At 68.7% G+C, this 14,835-nt stretch carries 17 protein-coding genes; 9 read left to right on the top strand and 8 right to left on the bottom strand.

All coding sequences use genetic code 11. The features are described from left to right. Positions 1–43: 43 nt before the first annotated feature. The 3 genes from AC1DMS_RS24605 to tsaE all read right to left on the bottom strand — a co-directional run bounded on the left by AC1DMS_RS24605 (position 44) and on the right by tsaE (position 2,530). Positions 44–334 (bottom strand): glycine zipper domain-containing protein, encoded by a 291-nt coding sequence (locus tag AC1DMS_RS24605; RefSeq protein ID WP_230537887.1) that lies wholly within the window; start codon positions 332–334, stop codon positions 44–46. A gap of 133 nt (positions 335–467) precedes the next feature. Further along, positions 468–2,024, bottom strand: coding sequence for an N-acetylmuramoyl-L-alanine amidase (locus tag AC1DMS_RS24600; RefSeq protein WP_018905883.1), 1,557 nt, complete (start codon positions 2,022–2,024; stop codon positions 468–470). Next, positions 2,021–2,530, bottom strand: coding sequence for a tRNA (adenosine(37)-N6)-threonylcarbamoyltransferase complex ATPase subunit type 1 TsaE (tsaE, locus tag AC1DMS_RS24595; RefSeq protein WP_062366485.1), 510 nt, complete (start codon positions 2,528–2,530; stop codon positions 2,021–2,023). The genes AC1DMS_RS24600 and tsaE overlap by 4 nt, the downstream gene beginning before the upstream one ends. Here tsaE and queG point away from each other — a divergent pair. Then, complete coding sequence (gene queG / locus AC1DMS_RS24590) at positions 2,516–3,604, top strand: tRNA epoxyqueuosine(34) reductase QueG (RefSeq protein WP_478181912.1); 1,089 nt, start codon at positions 2,516–2,518, stop codon at positions 3,602–3,604. The genes tsaE and queG overlap by 15 nt on opposite strands. Here the strand turns inward: queG and AC1DMS_RS24585 are convergent. Beyond that, complete coding sequence (locus AC1DMS_RS24585) at positions 3,601–4,518, bottom strand: AEC family transporter (protein ID WP_018905886.1); 918 nt, start codon at positions 4,516–4,518, stop codon at positions 3,601–3,603. The genes queG and AC1DMS_RS24585 overlap by 4 nt on opposite strands. A 106-nt stretch (positions 4,519–4,624) precedes the next feature. On the opposite strand from AC1DMS_RS24585, the gene AC1DMS_RS24580 reads away from it, so the two are divergent. The 6 genes from AC1DMS_RS24580 (at position 4,625) to AC1DMS_RS24555 (ending at position 9,960) form a co-directional block, all read left to right on the top strand. Then, positions 4,625–5,599: a tripartite tricarboxylate transporter substrate binding protein BugE gene (locus AC1DMS_RS24580; protein WP_012748556.1), complete on the top strand. Its 975-nt coding sequence runs from the start codon at positions 4,625–4,627 to the stop codon at positions 5,597–5,599. A gap of 68 nt (positions 5,600–5,667) precedes the next feature. Continuing rightward, entirely contained in the window at positions 5,668–6,579 is a 912-nt protein-coding gene (xerD, locus tag AC1DMS_RS24575; RefSeq protein WP_018905887.1) for a site-specific tyrosine recombinase XerD, read from the top strand. A 46-nt stretch (positions 6,580–6,625) separates the two neighbouring features. Next, positions 6,626–7,582: a Bug family tripartite tricarboxylate transporter substrate binding protein gene (locus AC1DMS_RS24570; protein ID WP_478181941.1), complete on the top strand. Its 957-nt coding sequence runs from the start codon at positions 6,626–6,628 to the stop codon at positions 7,580–7,582. 44 nt (positions 7,583–7,626) lie between these two features. Beyond that, the gene (locus tag AC1DMS_RS24565; RefSeq protein ID WP_307596587.1) at positions 7,627–8,217 is read left to right on the top strand and encodes a TetR/AcrR family transcriptional regulator; all 591 of its coding nucleotides are present in this window, start codon (positions 7,627–7,629) and stop codon (positions 8,215–8,217) included. A 93-nt stretch (positions 8,218–8,310) separates the two neighbouring features. Then, positions 8,311–9,444 (top strand): thiolase family protein, encoded by a 1,134-nt coding sequence (locus AC1DMS_RS24560; RefSeq protein ID WP_369663116.1) that lies wholly within the window; start codon positions 8,311–8,313, stop codon positions 9,442–9,444. A gap of 39 nt (positions 9,445–9,483) precedes the next feature. Further along, positions 9,484–9,960 (top strand): MaoC family dehydratase, encoded by a 477-nt coding sequence (locus AC1DMS_RS24555; protein ID WP_012748551.1) that lies wholly within the window; start codon positions 9,484–9,486, stop codon positions 9,958–9,960. A 9-nt stretch (positions 9,961–9,969) separates the two neighbouring features. Here AC1DMS_RS24555 and AC1DMS_RS24550 read toward each other — a convergent pair whose 3' ends face one another. Beyond that, a complete protein-coding gene (locus AC1DMS_RS24550) occupies positions 9,970–10,782 on the bottom strand; it encodes a ferritin-like domain-containing protein (protein ID WP_369663115.1) in 813 nt (270 codons plus the stop codon). Positions 10,783–10,819: 37 nt separating this feature from the next. Here AC1DMS_RS24550 and AC1DMS_RS24545 point away from each other — a divergent pair, with 37 nt between their 5' ends. Then, positions 10,820–11,344: a gamma carbonic anhydrase family protein gene (locus AC1DMS_RS24545; RefSeq protein WP_278876574.1), complete on the top strand. Its 525-nt coding sequence runs from the start codon at positions 10,820–10,822 to the stop codon at positions 11,342–11,344. Between the two features lie 123 nt (positions 11,345–11,467). Then, the gene (gene hslO / locus AC1DMS_RS24540) at positions 11,468–12,475 is read left to right on the top strand and encodes an Hsp33 family molecular chaperone HslO (RefSeq protein ID WP_478181911.1); all 1,008 of its coding nucleotides are present in this window, start codon (positions 11,468–11,470) and stop codon (positions 12,473–12,475) included. Positions 12,476–12,528: 53 nt separating this feature from the next. On the opposite strand, the gene AC1DMS_RS24535 is transcribed toward hslO, so the two are convergent. From AC1DMS_RS24535 to pnuC, 3 genes are read right to left on the bottom strand one after another with little or no spacing between them, the layout of a single operon-like run. Then, the gene (locus tag AC1DMS_RS24535) at positions 12,529–13,494 is read right to left on the bottom strand and encodes a hypothetical protein (protein WP_478181910.1); all 966 of its coding nucleotides are present in this window, start codon (positions 13,492–13,494) and stop codon (positions 12,529–12,531) included. A 3-nt stretch (positions 13,495–13,497) separates the two neighbouring features. Further along, positions 13,498–14,199, bottom strand: coding sequence for an AAA family ATPase (locus AC1DMS_RS24530; protein ID WP_478181909.1), 702 nt, complete (start codon positions 14,197–14,199; stop codon positions 13,498–13,500). Further along, positions 14,196–14,822 (bottom strand): nicotinamide riboside transporter PnuC, encoded by a 627-nt coding sequence (gene pnuC, locus AC1DMS_RS24525; protein ID WP_369663113.1) that lies wholly within the window; start codon positions 14,820–14,822, stop codon positions 14,196–14,198. The genes AC1DMS_RS24530 and pnuC overlap by 4 nt, the downstream gene beginning before the upstream one ends. Positions 14,823–14,835 lie beyond the last annotated feature (13 nt).

Below are 14,835 nucleotides of genomic sequence, written 5' to 3'. Positions count from 1 at the left end.
TGGCGCGCTCGAGCAGAGAGAGAGAGTCAGGATTGGTAAAAGGTCAGTAGTTCGGGCCGTTGCGCGGGTAATAGGTGTTCGGCGGATAGGCGCGCTGGCTCTCGTAGTAGTTGCGCTCGTCGACGCTGCGGCCCACCTGGTTGCCGATCACGCCGCCAATGGCCGCGCCGCCCAGGGTACTGCCGGTGTTGCCGCCGATGGCGTGGCCCACGGCCGCACCGCCGAGCGCGCCGATGCCGGTGCCCAGGTTCTGGTTGGGGCCGGACGCGCAACCGGCCAGCGCCATGACCGCGCCTGCCGCTGCAGCGGAAATCCAGATTCGTGCCTTCATCATCATGGTGTCCACCTTTCTAGAGTGATGGAGCCATGATGGACAAAAGGCGCCGGCCCCCCGTGTAGGAGCCTGCCGCGCCTGCCTGTGCGTTGCCACGGGCCGGCCCGCGTGGGACGGCACGGCGCGCGCGGGCTCAGAGCTGGCGGCTGCGCGCGAGCGGCGGGTTCTGCGCAAAGTAGCGCTGGATGCCGCGCATCAGCGCATCGGAAAGGTTTTCCTGGTAGCTGACGCTGCGCAGGTTGGCTTCTTCTTCGGGGTTGCTGATGAACGCCGTTTCGACCAGCACGCTCGGGATATCGGGTGCCTTGAGCACCGCGAAGCCGGCCTGCTCGACCGCGGGCTTGTGCAGCCGCGCGCCGATGCCGCGGATCTCGCCGAGCATGGCGCCGCCGAGCTTGAGGCTGTCGTTGATCTGCGCCGTGGTGCTCATGTCGAGCAGCGCGCGCTGCACCTGCACTTCGTGGTTCCCCACGTTCACGCCGCCGACCTTGTCGGCTTCGTTTTCCTTGTTGGCGAGCCAGCGCGCGGCGCTGCTCGAGGCGCCGCTCTGGCTCAGCGCAAAGACGCTCGCGCCGCGCGCGGCGGGCGTGGTGAATGCATCGGCATGGATGCTCACGAAGAGGTCGGCCTGCACGCGCCGCGCCTTCTGCACGCGCACACCCAGCGGCACGAAAAAATCGGCGTCACGCGTGAGAAACGCGCGCATCGGGTTGCCGTTGACGCTGCTCGCGTTGATGCGGTCGCGCAGGCGGTGCGCGATCTGCAGCACGATGTCTTTCTCGCGCGTGCCGTTGGGGCCGATGGCGCCCGGGTCTTCGCCGCCATGGCCGGGATCGAGCGCCACGATGATGATGCGGTCGGTGCGGCTCGCGGTGGCGCTGCCGCGCGCGGACGCGAGGGGCGCGGGAGGCGCCACGGGTACGGCAGGCGCAATGGGCGGTGCGGGTGGCACGACGGGGCCGGGCCGCGTCGACTGCTGTGCCATCAGCTCGCCCAGCGGATCGGGTGCGGGCCCGGCCGCCGTGGCCGGCGGGCGGGCGGGAGATGGCGCGATGCTGCCGGGCGCGGGGATCGGCGCTGGCACGTTGGGCGACGGCCGCACGAGGATCGGCGGCCCGCCGTCGGGCGCGAGGCCCGAGGAGGGCGCGGCCGGCGGCGGCACCGACGGTGCGCTTGCCACGGCACCGTTGCTGCCGCCGGCGCTGCTGCCGCGCGGCGCTTCGCGCAGGCGCTCGGTGATCAGCGCTTCCATCGGGTCGATGGCTTTTTCGGGGTAGAGGTCGAGCACCAGCCGGTGCTTGTACGCGGCAATGGGCGCCAGCGAGAACACCTGCGGCACCACGGCCTGCTTGAGGTCGAACACGATGCGCACCACCTTGGGGGCGTTCTGGCCGACGCGCAGGCCGTTGATGTACGGGTCGCCCGGCTTGATCTTGCCGACCAGGTCGCGCAGCTCGGGGTTGAGATCGATGCCTTCGATGTCCACCGCCAGCCGCGGCGGACTGCCGACCACCAGCTGCTGCGAATGCAGCCGCGCATCGGATTCGATGGTCACGCGCGTGTAGTCGGCCGCGGGCCACACGCGCACTGCGAGGATGGTGGCGCCGCGCGCGATCTGGTGCACGCCGAGCATCAGCGCGATGCTGCCGCCCTGCAGCAGCACGCGCCGCTTGAGGCCGGTGGCCTTCATGCGCCGAGCTGCGCCAGCAGGGTGCTGCCGCGGGGAGTGTTCGCCAGGAGGGTCACGCTGCGTGTGTCGTCTGTCATTGCTTCTATTTTAATAGCGAGGTCGGCAATTGGTGTGCGGCCGGCAGCGTTCTCTGGCCACTCCGCGAGCTTGAGGCCCGGGCCCGCGAAAATGTCGCGGAAGCCGGCGTCGTCCCACTCGCGCGGATCGTTGAAGCGGTAGAAATCGAAATGGAAGATGGCCAGGCCGTCGGGCGCTTCGTGCGGCTCGACCACGGCATAGGTCGGGCTCTTGATGCGGCCCTCGATGCCGAGCGCGCGCAGCAGGTGGCGCACGAAGGTGGTCTTGCCGGCGCCGAGGTCGCCGTGCAGCGCAATGAAGGCATCGCGCAGCGCGGGCGAGGCCGCGAGTGCGCGCGCGAAGGCGTCGGTGTCTTCTTCGCTGCGCCAGTGCAGCGTGCGGCCGGCGTTCTTCGGCGTTTCTACAATCGGCAAGTGATCGTCAGCCATCCACTCGTTGCTCGTATTCAGGCATTGGCCCGGGAACTCGGATTCTCCCAAATCGGAATCGCGGGCGTCGATTTATCGAGCGCCGAGGAAGGTCTGATGCAATGGCTGGCCCATGGGTTCCATGGCGAGATGAAATACATGGCAACGCACGGCACGCGCCGCGCGCGGCCGGCCGAGCTGGTGCCGGGCACGGTGAGCGTCATCACGGCGCGCATGGACTACCTGCCGCGCGGCACGCCGCTCGACGATTGGCAGGCCGTGGAGTTCGATCGCCTCTCGCGGCCCGGCGAAGCCATCGTCTCGGTCTATGCGCGCGGCCGCGACTATCACAAGGTGATGCGTGCGCGGCTGGCCCGGCTGGCCGAGCGCATCGCCGAGGAAGTGGGCCCGTTCGGCCACCGCGCCTTCACCGATTCGGCGCCGGTGCTCGAAGCCGAGCTTGCATCCCGCAGCGGCCAGGGCTGGCGCGGCAAGCACACGCTGGTGCTGGACCGCAGCGCGGGCTCGATGTTCTTCCTGGGCGAGATCTACGTCGACATGGCGCTGCCCGAAAGCGAGCCGGTCACCGCGCACTGCGGCAGCTGCAGCGCCTGCATCGACGTGTGCCCGACCAAGGCGATCGTCGCGCCATACCGGCTCGATGCGCGGCGCTGCATTTCGTACCTCACCATCGAGCACGGCGGGCCGATTCCGCTGGAGCTTCGGCCGCTGATGGGCAACCGCATCTACGGCTGCGACGACTGCCAGCTGATCTGCCCCTGGAACAAGTTTGCGAAGAAGAGCGCGCTGCCCGACTTCGATGCGCGCGAGGGGCTCACCGGCCAGTCGCTGGCCGCGCTCTTTGCCTGGAGCGAAGAGGAATTTCTGCGCTTCACCGAAGGCAGCCCGATCCGCCGCATCGGCCATGAACGCTGGCTGCGCAACATCGCCGTGGCCCTTGGCAACGCACTGCGCGCGGGCGAGAGCGGCGCTGCAAAGGCACTGGCCACGCGGGCCTCGGACCCGAGCGAACTGGTGCGCGAGCACGTGGCGTGGGCGCTGGCGCAGCGCCCCGAAACGCCGAACGCGTCCTAGCGCGGCAGCGCCAGCGCAAACGGCAGGCTCAGCACGCCCAGCAGCGTGGACAGGGTCACGAGGCCCGCCACGTACGGTCCGTTGTAGCCCATGCGCGCCGCCAGCACATAGGCGCTGGAGGCGGTGGGCACGGCGGAAAACGCCATCAGCACCGAGGCCTGCGTCGCGTCCAGCCGCAGCGCAAGCGACAGGCCCCATGCCACCAGCGGCAGGAGCAGGTGCCGTATGGACAGCACCGACACCGCGAGCACCTTGCCGCGCCCCAGCGTGGCGAACTGCATGCCCGCGCCCGCGGCCAGCAGGCCGAGCGCAAGCGATGCGGCGCCGATGCGCGTGAGCGTGGGCGTGGCCCAGTTCGGCACGGTGAAGCCCAGCACGTTGGCCAGCAGCCCGGCCAGCGTGGCGACGATCAGCGGATTGCGCACCAGCTGCCGCGCGAAGCCGCTCTCGGCATGCCGTGCCATCGGCCAGACGGCCGCAATGTTGAACATCGGCACGCACACGCCGATCAGCACCGCAATCAGCAAGAGGCCCTGCGCACCGGCCAGCCGCTCGGCAAGCGCCAGGCAGATGAAGGAGTTGAAGCGGAACCCGATCTGCGCGCTGGCCGCATGGTCGCGGCGGTCGATGTGCGAACCGAGGCCGGGCACGAACGGCAGCGCGTAGGCCATCGCGATGCCGCACAAGCCGATGCCCACGCCTGCGGTGAGCAGGCTCGAGGTGGCGGCAAAGTCGAGCGGGCTGCGCACGATCGAGTGGAACAGCAGCACAGGAAATAGAAAGTAGTAGACCAGGCTTTCGACCTGGTCCCACACGCGGCGGTCGAGCGCCGTGTAGCGGCAAAGAAGCCAGCCGATGGCGATGAGCGAAAAATCCGGAAAGAGCAGCTGTGCGAAGTTCACCGCTTCGAGCATAAACCGTGGCGGACCATGGGTAATCCACAGCATGAGCGCGGTGCGAAGCCGCTAGCATCCGGGGCTTTGGTTTTTCGACATCAACCATTCAATCAAGGAGTTATAGATGCAACGTCGTCAATGGGGCGCCATGGTGGGAGCCGCCGCGCTGGTCGCGGCCGCGGGCCAGAGCTTCGCGCAGGGCTATCCGAACAAGCCGGTCGAGCTGAGCGTGCCCTTTGCACCGGGCGGCACGACCGACATCGTGGCGCGCGTGATTTCCGACCCGCTCGGCAAGGTGCTGGGCCAGCCGGTGGTGGTGATCAACCGCGCGGGCGGCGGCGGCATCGTGGGCGCAGCCGAAACAGCGCGCGCCACGCCCGACGGCTACAAGCTCGGCGTTGCCACGGTGTCGAGCACGGCGGCCAATCCGGCCATCAACCCCAAGGTGCCGTACGACCCGATCAACGACTTCACGCCGATCATCAACATTGCGGCCACGCCCAACATCATTGCGGTCAACCCGAGCTTCCCGGCCAAGAACTATGCGGAGTTCGTCGCCGAGCTCAAGAAGAACCCCGGCAAGTACTCGTACGCCTCGTCGGGCACCGGCGGCATCGGCCACCTGCTGATGGAGCTCTACAAGAGCCTCACCAACACCTTCGTCACGCACATTCCCTACCGCGGCGCGGGCCCGGCGCTCAACGACGTGGTGGCCGGCCAGGTGCCGATCATGTTCGACAACATCCCGTCGGCCATGCCCTTCATCCAGAGCGGCCGGCTGGTTCCGATCGTGGTGTCGGCGCCGCAGCGCCTGGCCGCGCTGCCCAACGTGCCCACCTTCAAGGAAGTGGGGCTCGAGCCGGTCAACCGCATGGCCTACTACGGCATCCTCGGCCCCAAGGGCCTGCCCAAGGAAGTGGTCGACAAGGTCAGCGCCGGCGTGAAGAAGGCGGTGGAAGATCCGGCCGTGAAGAAGCGCATCGAGGACACCGGTTCGCTGATCGTGGCCAACACGCCCGAGCAGTTCGCCGCGCAGATCAAGGCCGAATACGAGGTCTACAAGCAGGTGGTGGTGAAGCAGAAGCTCAAGCTCGACTGAGCTGCTTTTTCCTTCCGCAAAGCCGCCCGCGCCACGGGCGGCTTTTCTTTTTTGATATCTTGCAGCGCATGACAGAGGCCGCCGCCACGCAAACCCCCGAGATCGACGACTTCATCGATGCCCTCTGGCTCGAGGACGGGCTGTCGAAGAACACGCTGGCCGCCTACCGCCGCGACCTCGCGCTGTTCGCGCAGTGGCTGGGCAGCCAGCGCAGCGGCCGCGCGCTCGACACGGCGCAGGAGTCCGACCTGCAGGCCTACATGGGCGCGCGCCTGTCGACCCGGGGCAAGGCCACCTCGGCCAACCGGCGGCTCACGGTGTTCAAGCGCTACTACCGCTGGGCGCTGCGCGAGCGCCGCATCGCAGCCGATCCGAGCATCCGGCTCGCGCCCGCGCGGCAGATGCCGCGGGCCATCAAGACGCTGTCGGAAAAGCAGGTGGACGACCTGCTGGCCGCACCCGACGTGGAAACCCCACTTGGCCTGCGCGACCGCGCGATGCTCGAGCTGATGTATGCGAGCGGCCTGCGCGTGAGCGAGCTGGTGGCGCTCAAGGTCATCGACATGAGCCTCAACGACGGCGTGCTGCGCGTACTCGGCAAGGGCAGCAAGGAGCGCCTCGTGCCCTTCGGCGGCGAGGCGCGGCGCTGGATCGAGCGCTACCTGGACGAGTCGCGCCCCGCCATCCTCGACGGGCAGCAGACGCCCGACCTGTTCGTGACCGCGCGCGGCGCAGGCATGACGCGCGTGATGTTCTGGATCATCGTGAAGAAGCAGGCCGCCGCGGCCGGCATCCATGTGCCGCTGTCGCCCCACACGCTGCGCCACGCCTTCGCCACGCACCTGCTGAACCACGGCGTCGACCTGCGCGCGGTGCAATTGCTGCTCGGCCATGCCGACATTTCCACGACCACCATCTACACCCACGTGGCGCGCGAGCGCCTCAAGCAGCTGCATGCGCAGCACCACCCGCGCGGCTGAAGGCGCGGTGTTCCTTCACTTCACCAACAGCAAAGAGACTTCGTTCATGCAGAAAAGAATCTGGGTCGCGGCGGCATTGCTCGCTGCCGGCGGCGCACAGGCCCAGGCCATTCCGAAGACCATCCGCCTCATCGTGGCGTACCCCGCGGGCGGCGTCAGCGACGTGGTCGCGCGTGCGCTCGGCGACAGGCTCGCCTCGCAGATGGGCACCACGGTGGTGGTCGACAACCGCGCCGGCGCCAGCGGTGCCATCGGCATGGATGCCGTGGCCAAGGCCGCACCCGACGGTGCCACGCTGGGCTTCTCGGCCATCAGCCCGCTGGTGCTGAGTCCGCACCTCGGCAAGCTGCCCTTCGATCCGCTCAAGGACATCGCGCCGGTGGCGAGCGTGATGTATTCGCCGGTGCTGCTGATCGCCACGCCGGCCAGCAGGGCGCGCGACTTCCGCGCGCTGATCGCCGATGCCAAGGCGCAGCCCGGCGCGGTGCGCTGGGCCACCTCGGGGCCGGCATCGCTCGGCCACATCGTGCTCGAGCAGGTGAAGGCGGCCACGGGCGTCGATATCACGCACGTGCCCTACAAGGGCGGCGGCCAGCAGCTCAACGATGCGCTCGGCGGGCAGTTCGAGATTCTCTCGAGCAATGCGAGCCCCACGCTCACTTCGCACATCCGCTCGGGCAAGCTGCGTCCGCTGGCCGTGGGTGCGCCCGCGCGGCTCGAGAGCCTGCCGCAGGTGCCCACGCTGGGCGAGCTGGGCTTCAGTGCCGCGAACATCAACTCGGTGTTCGGCGTCTTCGCGCCCGCGGCCACGCCGCCCATATTGATCGAGAAGTACAACGCCGAGATCAACAAGGCCCTGGCCAGCCCCGAGCTGCGCGCCAAGCTCACGGCCACCGACAACGTGCCGACCGGCGGCACCCCCGCGGCCTTCGCTGCGGAGATCGCCTCGGAGTTCGAAGGCAATGCGCGCATCGTGAAGGCCGCGAACATCAAGGCCGATTGACCCTGCGGCTTGTGCTCCCGATTTCCCTACCTTATAGTAGGTAGATGACCAGCGCCATCGCCCCCTCGACCGCACTCGCCGCCGGCAGCACCCGGGAGCAGATTCTCGGGGTGGCGCGCCGCCTGATCGAAACGCGCTCCTACCTGGGCTTCAGCTTCCAGGATGTGGCCGATGCGGTCGGCGTCCGCAAGGCGAGCCTGTACCACCACTTTCCGACCAAGGAAGCGCTGGGCATTGCGGTGATCCGGCAGGCCACGCAACTCTTCAAGGATTGGGACGCGGCGCGGGTGCGCACGCCGAAGGACGCGCTCGAATCCTATTTCCGCATGTACCGCGACACGCTCAAGGCAGGCTCGGGCATGTGCCCCGCGGGAGCGCTGACGCCCGGCTGGGATTGCATCGACGAGGAACTGCGCCAGGCCGTGCAGGAACTGCGCAACACCCAGGTGCTGTGGCTCACGGGCGTGCTGGGCGCACTGGCGCCGGCCCGGCAGAAGAAGGGCGCATCGCTTGCATCGCAGGCGGCCTATGTGTTCTCGGTGTGCCAGGGCGCGCTGCTCGCATCGCGCATGACGGGGCGCGTCGAAGACTTCGACGAAGCCATTGCGCAGCTCAGGAGTTCCTTGCCCGGCTGATCGCCGGGCGGCCTCGCGGGCACGCGGCGCGTGCCTATTTTTTGACCTCGTTGCCTACCGATTGGATGGTAGGTTTTGCCAAGGAGTGTTTCCATGAAAGCCGTCATTTCCGCCTATGCCCGCTCGCCTTTCCACTTCGCGAAGAAGGGTGCGCTTGCCGAGGTGCGCCCCGACACGCTGGCCGCCGGCGTGGTTCGCGGCCTGCTGCAGCGCACCGACCTCGACCCCGCGCTGCTCGAGGACATCATCCTGGGCTGCGCCTACCCCGAGGCCTCGCAGGGCAACAATCTCGCTCGCATCGTCGGCCTGCTCGCGGGCCTGCCGCACGAGGTGGGCGGCATGACGGTCAACCGCTTCTGCGGCTCGTCGATGCAGGCGGTGCACATTGCCGCGGCGCAGATCGAGGCGGGCATGGGCGAGGCCTTCCTGTGCGTGGGCGTGGAGTCGATGACGATGGTGCCGCAGGGCGGCTTCAACTTCTCGCCCAACCCCGAACTGCAAGAAAACACCGATGCCTATATCTCGATGGGCGAGACCGCCGAGAACGTTGCGCAGCGTTGGAACGTGAGCCGCGCCGACCAGGAGGCCTTTGCGGTGGAGTCGCACCGTAAGGCCGCCGCTGCGCGCGCGCAAGGGCGGCTCGCGGGCGAGATCGTGCCGGTGCGCCTGGCCTCGGGCGAGGTGGTCGATGCCGACGGCTGCATCCGCCCGGCCACCTCGGCCGAGGCGCTGGCGGGCCTCAAGCCGGCGTTCCGTCCTGATGGCGTGGTGACGGCCGGCACCTCGTCGCCGCTGACCGACGGCGCCGCCGCCGTGCTCGTGACCAGCGATGCCTTCGCCGCGAAGCACGGCCTGCAGGCGCTCGCGCGCATCCGCGCGTTCGCGACCGTGGGCGTCGACCCAGCCATCATGGGCATCGGCCCGATTCCGGCCACGCGCAAGGCGCTGGCGCGCGCCGGGCTCAAGGCCGCCGACCTCGACGTGATCGAACTCAACGAGGCCTTCTCGTCGCAGGCGCTGGCCTGCATCCGCGACCTCGGCCTCGATGCGGCGAGGATCAATCTCGACGGCGGCGGCCTTGCCATCGGCCATCCGCTGGGCGCGACTGGTGCGCGCATCACGGGCAAGGCGGCGTCGCTGCTCGCGCGCGAGAACGGCCGCTATGCGCTGGCCACGCAATGCATCGGCGGCGGGCAGGGCATTGCCACGATTCTCGAGCGCATCTGAATAGTTCGAGAATGCGCGCAGGCACTACAAGGAACTCCCATGGCGGCACTCCCTGACGACACGGGCGCCAAGCGCGCGCTTTACCTCGAAGACCTGTCGGTCGGCGACCGCTTCCAGAGCGGCGAACATGCGCTGGATGTGGCGCAGATCAAGGCCTTTGCATCGCAGTTCGATCCGCAGCCCTTCCATACCGATGAAGAGGCCGCGAAGACCACCTTCTTCGGCGGCCTCGCGGCCAGCGGCTGGCACACGGCGGCGCTCACCATGAAGCTGATGGTGGAAAGCGGCATTCCGCTGGCCGAAGGCATCATCGGCTCGGGCGGCGAGCTGCAGTGGCCCAAGCCGACGCGGCCCGGCGACGTGCTGCACGTGGTGAGCGAGGTGCTCGACATCACGCCATCGCGGTCCAAGCCGGGCCGCGCGATGGTCACGATGCGCTGCCGCACGCTCAACCAGCGCGGCGAGGTGCTCCAGTACTTCACGCCCAAGCTGGTCGTGCACGCCCGGCCCGCGTAGGCTTGCCGTTCAGTCCCTGCCGCCGACCGAGAGCGCGCGCAGCTCTTCGGCGCTGAAGCCCGCGCGGCCACGGGCTTCGAGGTTGAAGGGCGGCTTCAGGCGCGGCGCTTCGTAGCGCGCCACGAGTTCTGGATAGGTCGCCTCCGGGTCGCGGCCGGCGCGTTCGCAGAGCCAGCGGTACCAGCGGTTGCCGATGGCCACGTGGCCCACTTCGTCGCGCAGGATGATGTCGAGGATCTCGACCGCGCGCAGCGCATCGGGCGTGTTCACGCGCTTGAGCTTGGCCTGGATCAGCGGCGTGGCGTCGAGCCCGCGCGCTTCGAGCGTGCGAGGCACCAGCGCCATGCGCGCGAGCACGTCGTCCCTGGTCTTCTCGCACATGCTCCAGAGTCCGTCGTGCCCGGGGAAGTCGCCGTAGCGCCAGCCCATGTCCTGCAGGTGCGCATGCAGCAGCGTGAAGTGCTGCGCCTCTTCGTCGGCCACGCGCAGCCAGTCGCGGTAGTAGGCCTCGGGCATGCCGTCGTAGCGCCAGACGGCGTCGAGCGCGAGGTTGATGGCGTTGAACTCGATGTGGCAGATCGAATGGATCAGCGCGGCGCGGCCTTCGGGCGTGAAGGGCGAGCGCTTCTGCACGGCGGTGGCGGCCACGCGCAGCGGCCGTTCGGGGCGGCCCGGCACGCCGACGTCATCGCCCACGACGCGCAGAGGGTCGGTCGCTATGGAATTGGTAGCGGCCAGGGCAGCAGTGGCGCGCGTTGCCGCAACTTTCTGTTCAGGGTCGGTGAGTCGCAGCGCGGCCAGCGCGCTCAATCGGGGGTGCATCCCTACAATTCTAGGTTTTGCCCCCGGAGACTCCACGATGGCCCTCTATGAACTCGACGGCGTTGCGCCGCAACTCGGCACCGGCGCCTGGGTCGCCGATAGCGCGGAGGTGATCGGCAACGTGCAGTTGGGCGACAACGCGAGCATCTGGTTCGGCGCGGTGCTGCGCGGCGACAACGAGAAGATGACCATCGGGCGCAACAGCAACGTGCAGGACATGTCGATGCTGCATTCCGACCCCGGCAGCCCGCTCACCATCGGCGAGAACGTCACCATCGGCCACCAGGTCATGCTGCATGGCTGCACCATCGGCGACAACTCGCTGATCGGCATCCAGGCGGTGGTCTTGAATAACGCGAAGATCGGCCGCAATTCGATTGTTGGCGCCGGCAGCGTCGTGACCGAGGGCAAGGAGTTTCCCGACAACTCCCTGATCTTCGGCTCGCCCGCCAAGGTGATGCGCACGATCAGCGACGAAGACGCCGCGCGCCTGCGGCACGGCTCCGATCACTACGTCAAGAACGCCATTCGCTATGCGAAGGGCTTGAAGAGGATTGGCTAACCCCCAGGCTTGCCCACTTCGTGTGGCCTCCCACCCCCTTGCAGGGGGCAATACCAGCGGCCCGGCGGAGCCGGTTCCGCGGTATTCCGCGCGAAGACTGCTTATTTAGAGAAGGATGATGTTTTGAGCGAGCTGCACAAATTCCTGTTCGATGGCCTGCCGGTGCGCGGCATGATCGTGCGCCTGACAGATGCGTGGCAGGAAATCCTGGCGCGGCGCGCCTCCAACACCGCCACCGGCGCCTACCCGCCGCCGGTGGCCGAACTGCTCGGCGAGATGACGGCCGCGGCCACGCTGATGCAGGCCAACATCAAGTTCAACGGCGCGCTGATCCTGCAGATCTTCGGCGACGGTCCGGTCAAGGTGGCCGTGGCCGAGGCCAAGCCCGACCTGAGCCTGCGTGCCACCGCCAAGGTGATCGGCGACCTGCCGGCCGATGCGCGCCTGCCCGAGATGGTCAACGTCAACAACAAGGGCCGCTGCGCCATCACGCTCGACCCCAAGGACAAGCTGCCGGGCACGACGCCCTACCAGGGCGTGGTGCCGCTGTTCGACGAGGAGGGCGAGAAGCTCGGCCGGCTCAGCGACGTGCTGCAGCACTACATGCTGCAAAGCGAGCAGCTCGACACCACGCTGGTGCTCGCGGCGGACGACCAGGTGGCGGCGGGCCTTTTGATCCAGCGCCTGCCGGTGAAGGGCGAGGGCAACCTCGAGGGCACTTCCGGCACTTCCGGCAAGGACCACGACCAGGCCAACGAAGACCAGATCGGCCGCAACGAGGACTACAACCGCATCTCGATCCTCGCCTCCAGCCTCACGCGCGACGAGCTGCTCACGCTCGACATCGAGACCATTCTTCGCCGCCTGTTCTGGGAAGAGAAGCTGCTGCGCTTCGAGCCGCAGGCGGGCCTGCTGGGCCCGCACTTCGCGTGCACCTGCGGCCGCGACCGCGTGGCGCAGATGATCCGCGGGCTCGGCGTCGAGGAGACCGAGGAGATCCTGGCCGAGCGCGGCGACATCGAGGTGGGCTGCGACTTCTGCGGCAAGCAGTACCGCTTCGATGCGGTCGACGCGGCGCAGATCTTCAGGCCGCCGACGGACCAGATCCCGGGCAGCCCGATCGTCCAGTAACGCTTTTCACCGGGCGAGCTTCGGCGCGCCGGTGAGCCGGCCGCGCGCTCCGCTCAGCGCGGCACCTTGCCGTCGAAGTCGCTGAACGCGATGTCGGGCGCGCTGGTGTTGTGGCGCGAAGGCAGGCTGCGCCCGAAGCGCACCTGCGTGGCGTTCAGCGTCTTCACGTCGGGCAGCGGCAGCACCTGCTCCGCGGCCTCGGGCGATTCCTGCCAGCGCAGCTCGCTCACGTCGGCGTTGTCGGGCGCCACGTACATCGAGCGCAGCACGGCAAAGGGCCGCGCATTCGCCGTGGGCTTGGAAAGCGTCACGTCGAGCGCGGTGCGCTCGCGGCTGATCTCGGACACCTTGGCCACGGCGCTGCCGCCGCCGACGAAGCGCAGGTGGATGGCCAGCGGCTTCGGCACGATGCGGATCGACGCGATGTCGACCACCGGCCGGCTGCCCTGTTCGACCGGGCCGAGCAGGAACGAGGAGCCATACACCCCGTCGCCGAAGCGTGCCTGCGGCAGCGGCTTGATGCGCCAGTAGCCGTCGGCCGGGTAGAGCACCAGCGCTTCGAGCGCCTTGCCCTCTTCCTTGCGGAAGATCTGCAGCATGTGGAAGCCGCGGTCCGTGCGCGCGCCCACGCGCACCGGCACCTGCTGCGGCCGCCAGAAGCTGGGCAGCGTCATGCCGACGATGCGCCACTGCGCGTCGTCGAGCAGCACCACGCGGCGCGGCTTGAACTTGTGCGCGGGATCGGTGGGATGCGCGCCGCCGTCGAAGTTGCAGCCCGAGAAGTCGGGGGCGGTGACGTCGTTGCCGATGCTGTCGAGGTAGGCCGGCTGCAGTGCCTCGATGCGCATGCGCCGGATGCCTTCGCCGCGCAGCACCATCGACACGTTGTCTTCCTCGGCGCAGGCGGTGGCCGTGGTGGCGTTCTCCACGGTGGCCGCGACGGGCGCCGCCGTGGCGGCCGTGGCCAGCAGGGCAGCGAGGAAGAAGCCGCAAGGGCGGGAGAAACGAGGCGGGAACATCGATCAGGTCTCCGAACTGGGGGGTGAAGGCGTGTCGTCGCGGCGTCCGATCAGGTCGCTGAAAAGCCGATGCTCGCATTCCGGGTCGGAGCACTTCTCGCAAGGCCATGACCAGGAGGCGGGTTTGGATTCGAGGCGGCCGCGCGCAGGGGCCCGGCCTTCGCTGCCGGCGATGGAGTTGATGGCGTTCCATGCATTGCAGAGCCTTTCGCCGCCGGTGCCGTGCACCACGGCAAAGGAAAGCCCCGCGCCCGCGAGCGCCGCGCGCACCAGCGCATCGGTGGGTTCGCGCGCGTGGTCGCCATCGCGCAGCGGGTCGGCGATCCACGGGATGTCGAGCGCGGTCAGCAGGGTGATCGCATAGCGCGCCTGCGCCGCCAGCGCGTCGGCATGCAGCGAGGTGTCGCCGAACAGCAGTTCGCTGTAGACCGCGGTCATGAGGCCCGTGGTGTCGGCCACCACCACGCCCGAAGCGGCCGCGGCGTCGATGCGGCGCGTCTGCTCCTCTGCAATGGCCCGCTGCTCGTCGGGGCGCGGCGTGCGGCCTTCGCGCTCGCACCATTCGCGCAGGTATTCGCCCACCAGCGTGGTGGCAATGCCGCGTTCCTGCAGGCGTTGCGCGAGCGCGCGGGCGAGTTCGGTCTTGCCGGTGCTCTCGGCACCGAGCAGCGCAATCACGCATCCGGTCGGCAAGGTGGGCGTCATGCGCGCGCTGCCGCCCCGCCGTGCATGCGCGCACGCCACGCAAGAAAGCCCGCCACGCTGAGCACCGCGAACACGGCGTAGAGCCCGACCGTGAGCCACAGCCCCTTGTGGATGAAGAGACCCACGCTCACGACGTTCACCGCCAGCCACACCAGCCAGTTCTCGATGAACTTGCGCCCGAGCAGGAACTGGCCGACGAGGCTGAGCCCGGTCGAGAACCCGTCCCACCAGGGCACGTCGGTGTCGGTGAAGCGGCGCAGGAAAAGCGCGACCGCGGGCCATGCCAGTGCGCAGGCCGCGAGTGCCAGCGCCACGCCGCGCGGCGAAAGCCGGCTCACGCGCAATGCGCTGCCATCGGCGCGGTGGCCGCGCAGCCATTGCGACCAGCCCCAGAGCGCGACCACTGCAAAGAACACCTGCAGCGAGGCGTCGCCGTAGATGCGTGCCTGTGCGAAGACGGCCACGTAGAGCAGCGAACTGAGGATCGCCAGCGGCCAGCCCCAGTGGATCTCGCGCATGTTGCAGCCGACCATCGCAACCGCCAGCACCGCCGCCACGAGTTCGAGCCAGCTGACCGGTGAGCCCCAGAGCGCGAATGCAGGGGCCGAGAAGAACTCGGGCATCAAAAGCAGCCGT

The sequence above is a fragment of the Variovorax sp. 05T418 genome (assembly GCF_056396385.1).
This window is presented reverse-complemented; position numbering and strand designations above follow the sequence as displayed.

Bases quoted from the DNA above. Each gene is read 5' to 3' on its own strand.
- AC1DMS_RS24565 (WP_307596587.1), top strand. From the start codon at position 7,627: ATGACCAGCGCCATCGCCCCCTCGACCGCACTCGCCGCCGGCAGCACC.
- AC1DMS_RS24560 (WP_369663116.1), top strand. From the start codon at position 8,311: ATGAAAGCCGTCATTTCCGCCTATGCCCGCTCGCCTTTCCACTTCGCG.
- AC1DMS_RS24535 (WP_478181910.1), bottom strand. From the start codon at position 13,494: ATGTTCCCGCCTCGTTTCTCCCGCCCTTGCGGCTTCTTCCTCGCTGCC.
- pnuC (WP_369663113.1), bottom strand. From the start codon at position 14,822: ATGCCCGAGTTCTTCTCGGCCCCTGCATTCGCGCTCTGGGGCTCACCG.
- AC1DMS_RS24530 (WP_478181909.1), bottom strand. From the start codon at position 14,199: ATGACGCCCACCTTGCCGACCGGATGCGTGATTGCGCTGCTCGGTGCC.
- AC1DMS_RS24555 (WP_012748551.1), top strand. From the start codon at position 9,484: ATGGCGGCACTCCCTGACGACACGGGCGCCAAGCGCGCGCTTTACCTC.
- xerD (WP_018905887.1), top strand. From the start codon at position 5,668: ATGACAGAGGCCGCCGCCACGCAAACCCCCGAGATCGACGACTTCATC.
- AC1DMS_RS24550 (WP_369663115.1), bottom strand. From the start codon at position 10,782: ATGCACCCCCGATTGAGCGCGCTGGCCGCGCTGCGACTCACCGACCCT.
- AC1DMS_RS24570 (WP_478181941.1), top strand. From the start codon at position 6,626: ATGCAGAAAAGAATCTGGGTCGCGGCGGCATTGCTCGCTGCCGGCGGC.
- AC1DMS_RS24585 (WP_018905886.1), bottom strand. From the start codon at position 4,518: ATGCTCGAAGCGGTGAACTTCGCACAGCTGCTCTTTCCGGATTTTTCG.
- AC1DMS_RS24600 (WP_018905883.1), bottom strand. From the start codon at position 2,024: ATGAAGGCCACCGGCCTCAAGCGGCGCGTGCTGCTGCAGGGCGGCAGC.
- tsaE (WP_062366485.1), bottom strand. From the start codon at position 2,530: ATGGCTGACGATCACTTGCCGATTGTAGAAACGCCGAAGAACGCCGGC.
- AC1DMS_RS24545 (WP_278876574.1), top strand. From the start codon at position 10,820: ATGGCCCTCTATGAACTCGACGGCGTTGCGCCGCAACTCGGCACCGGC.
- AC1DMS_RS24580 (WP_012748556.1), top strand. From the start codon at position 4,625: ATGCAACGTCGTCAATGGGGCGCCATGGTGGGAGCCGCCGCGCTGGTC.
- AC1DMS_RS24605 (WP_230537887.1), bottom strand. From the start codon at position 334: ATGATGAAGGCACGAATCTGGATTTCCGCTGCAGCGGCAGGCGCGGTC.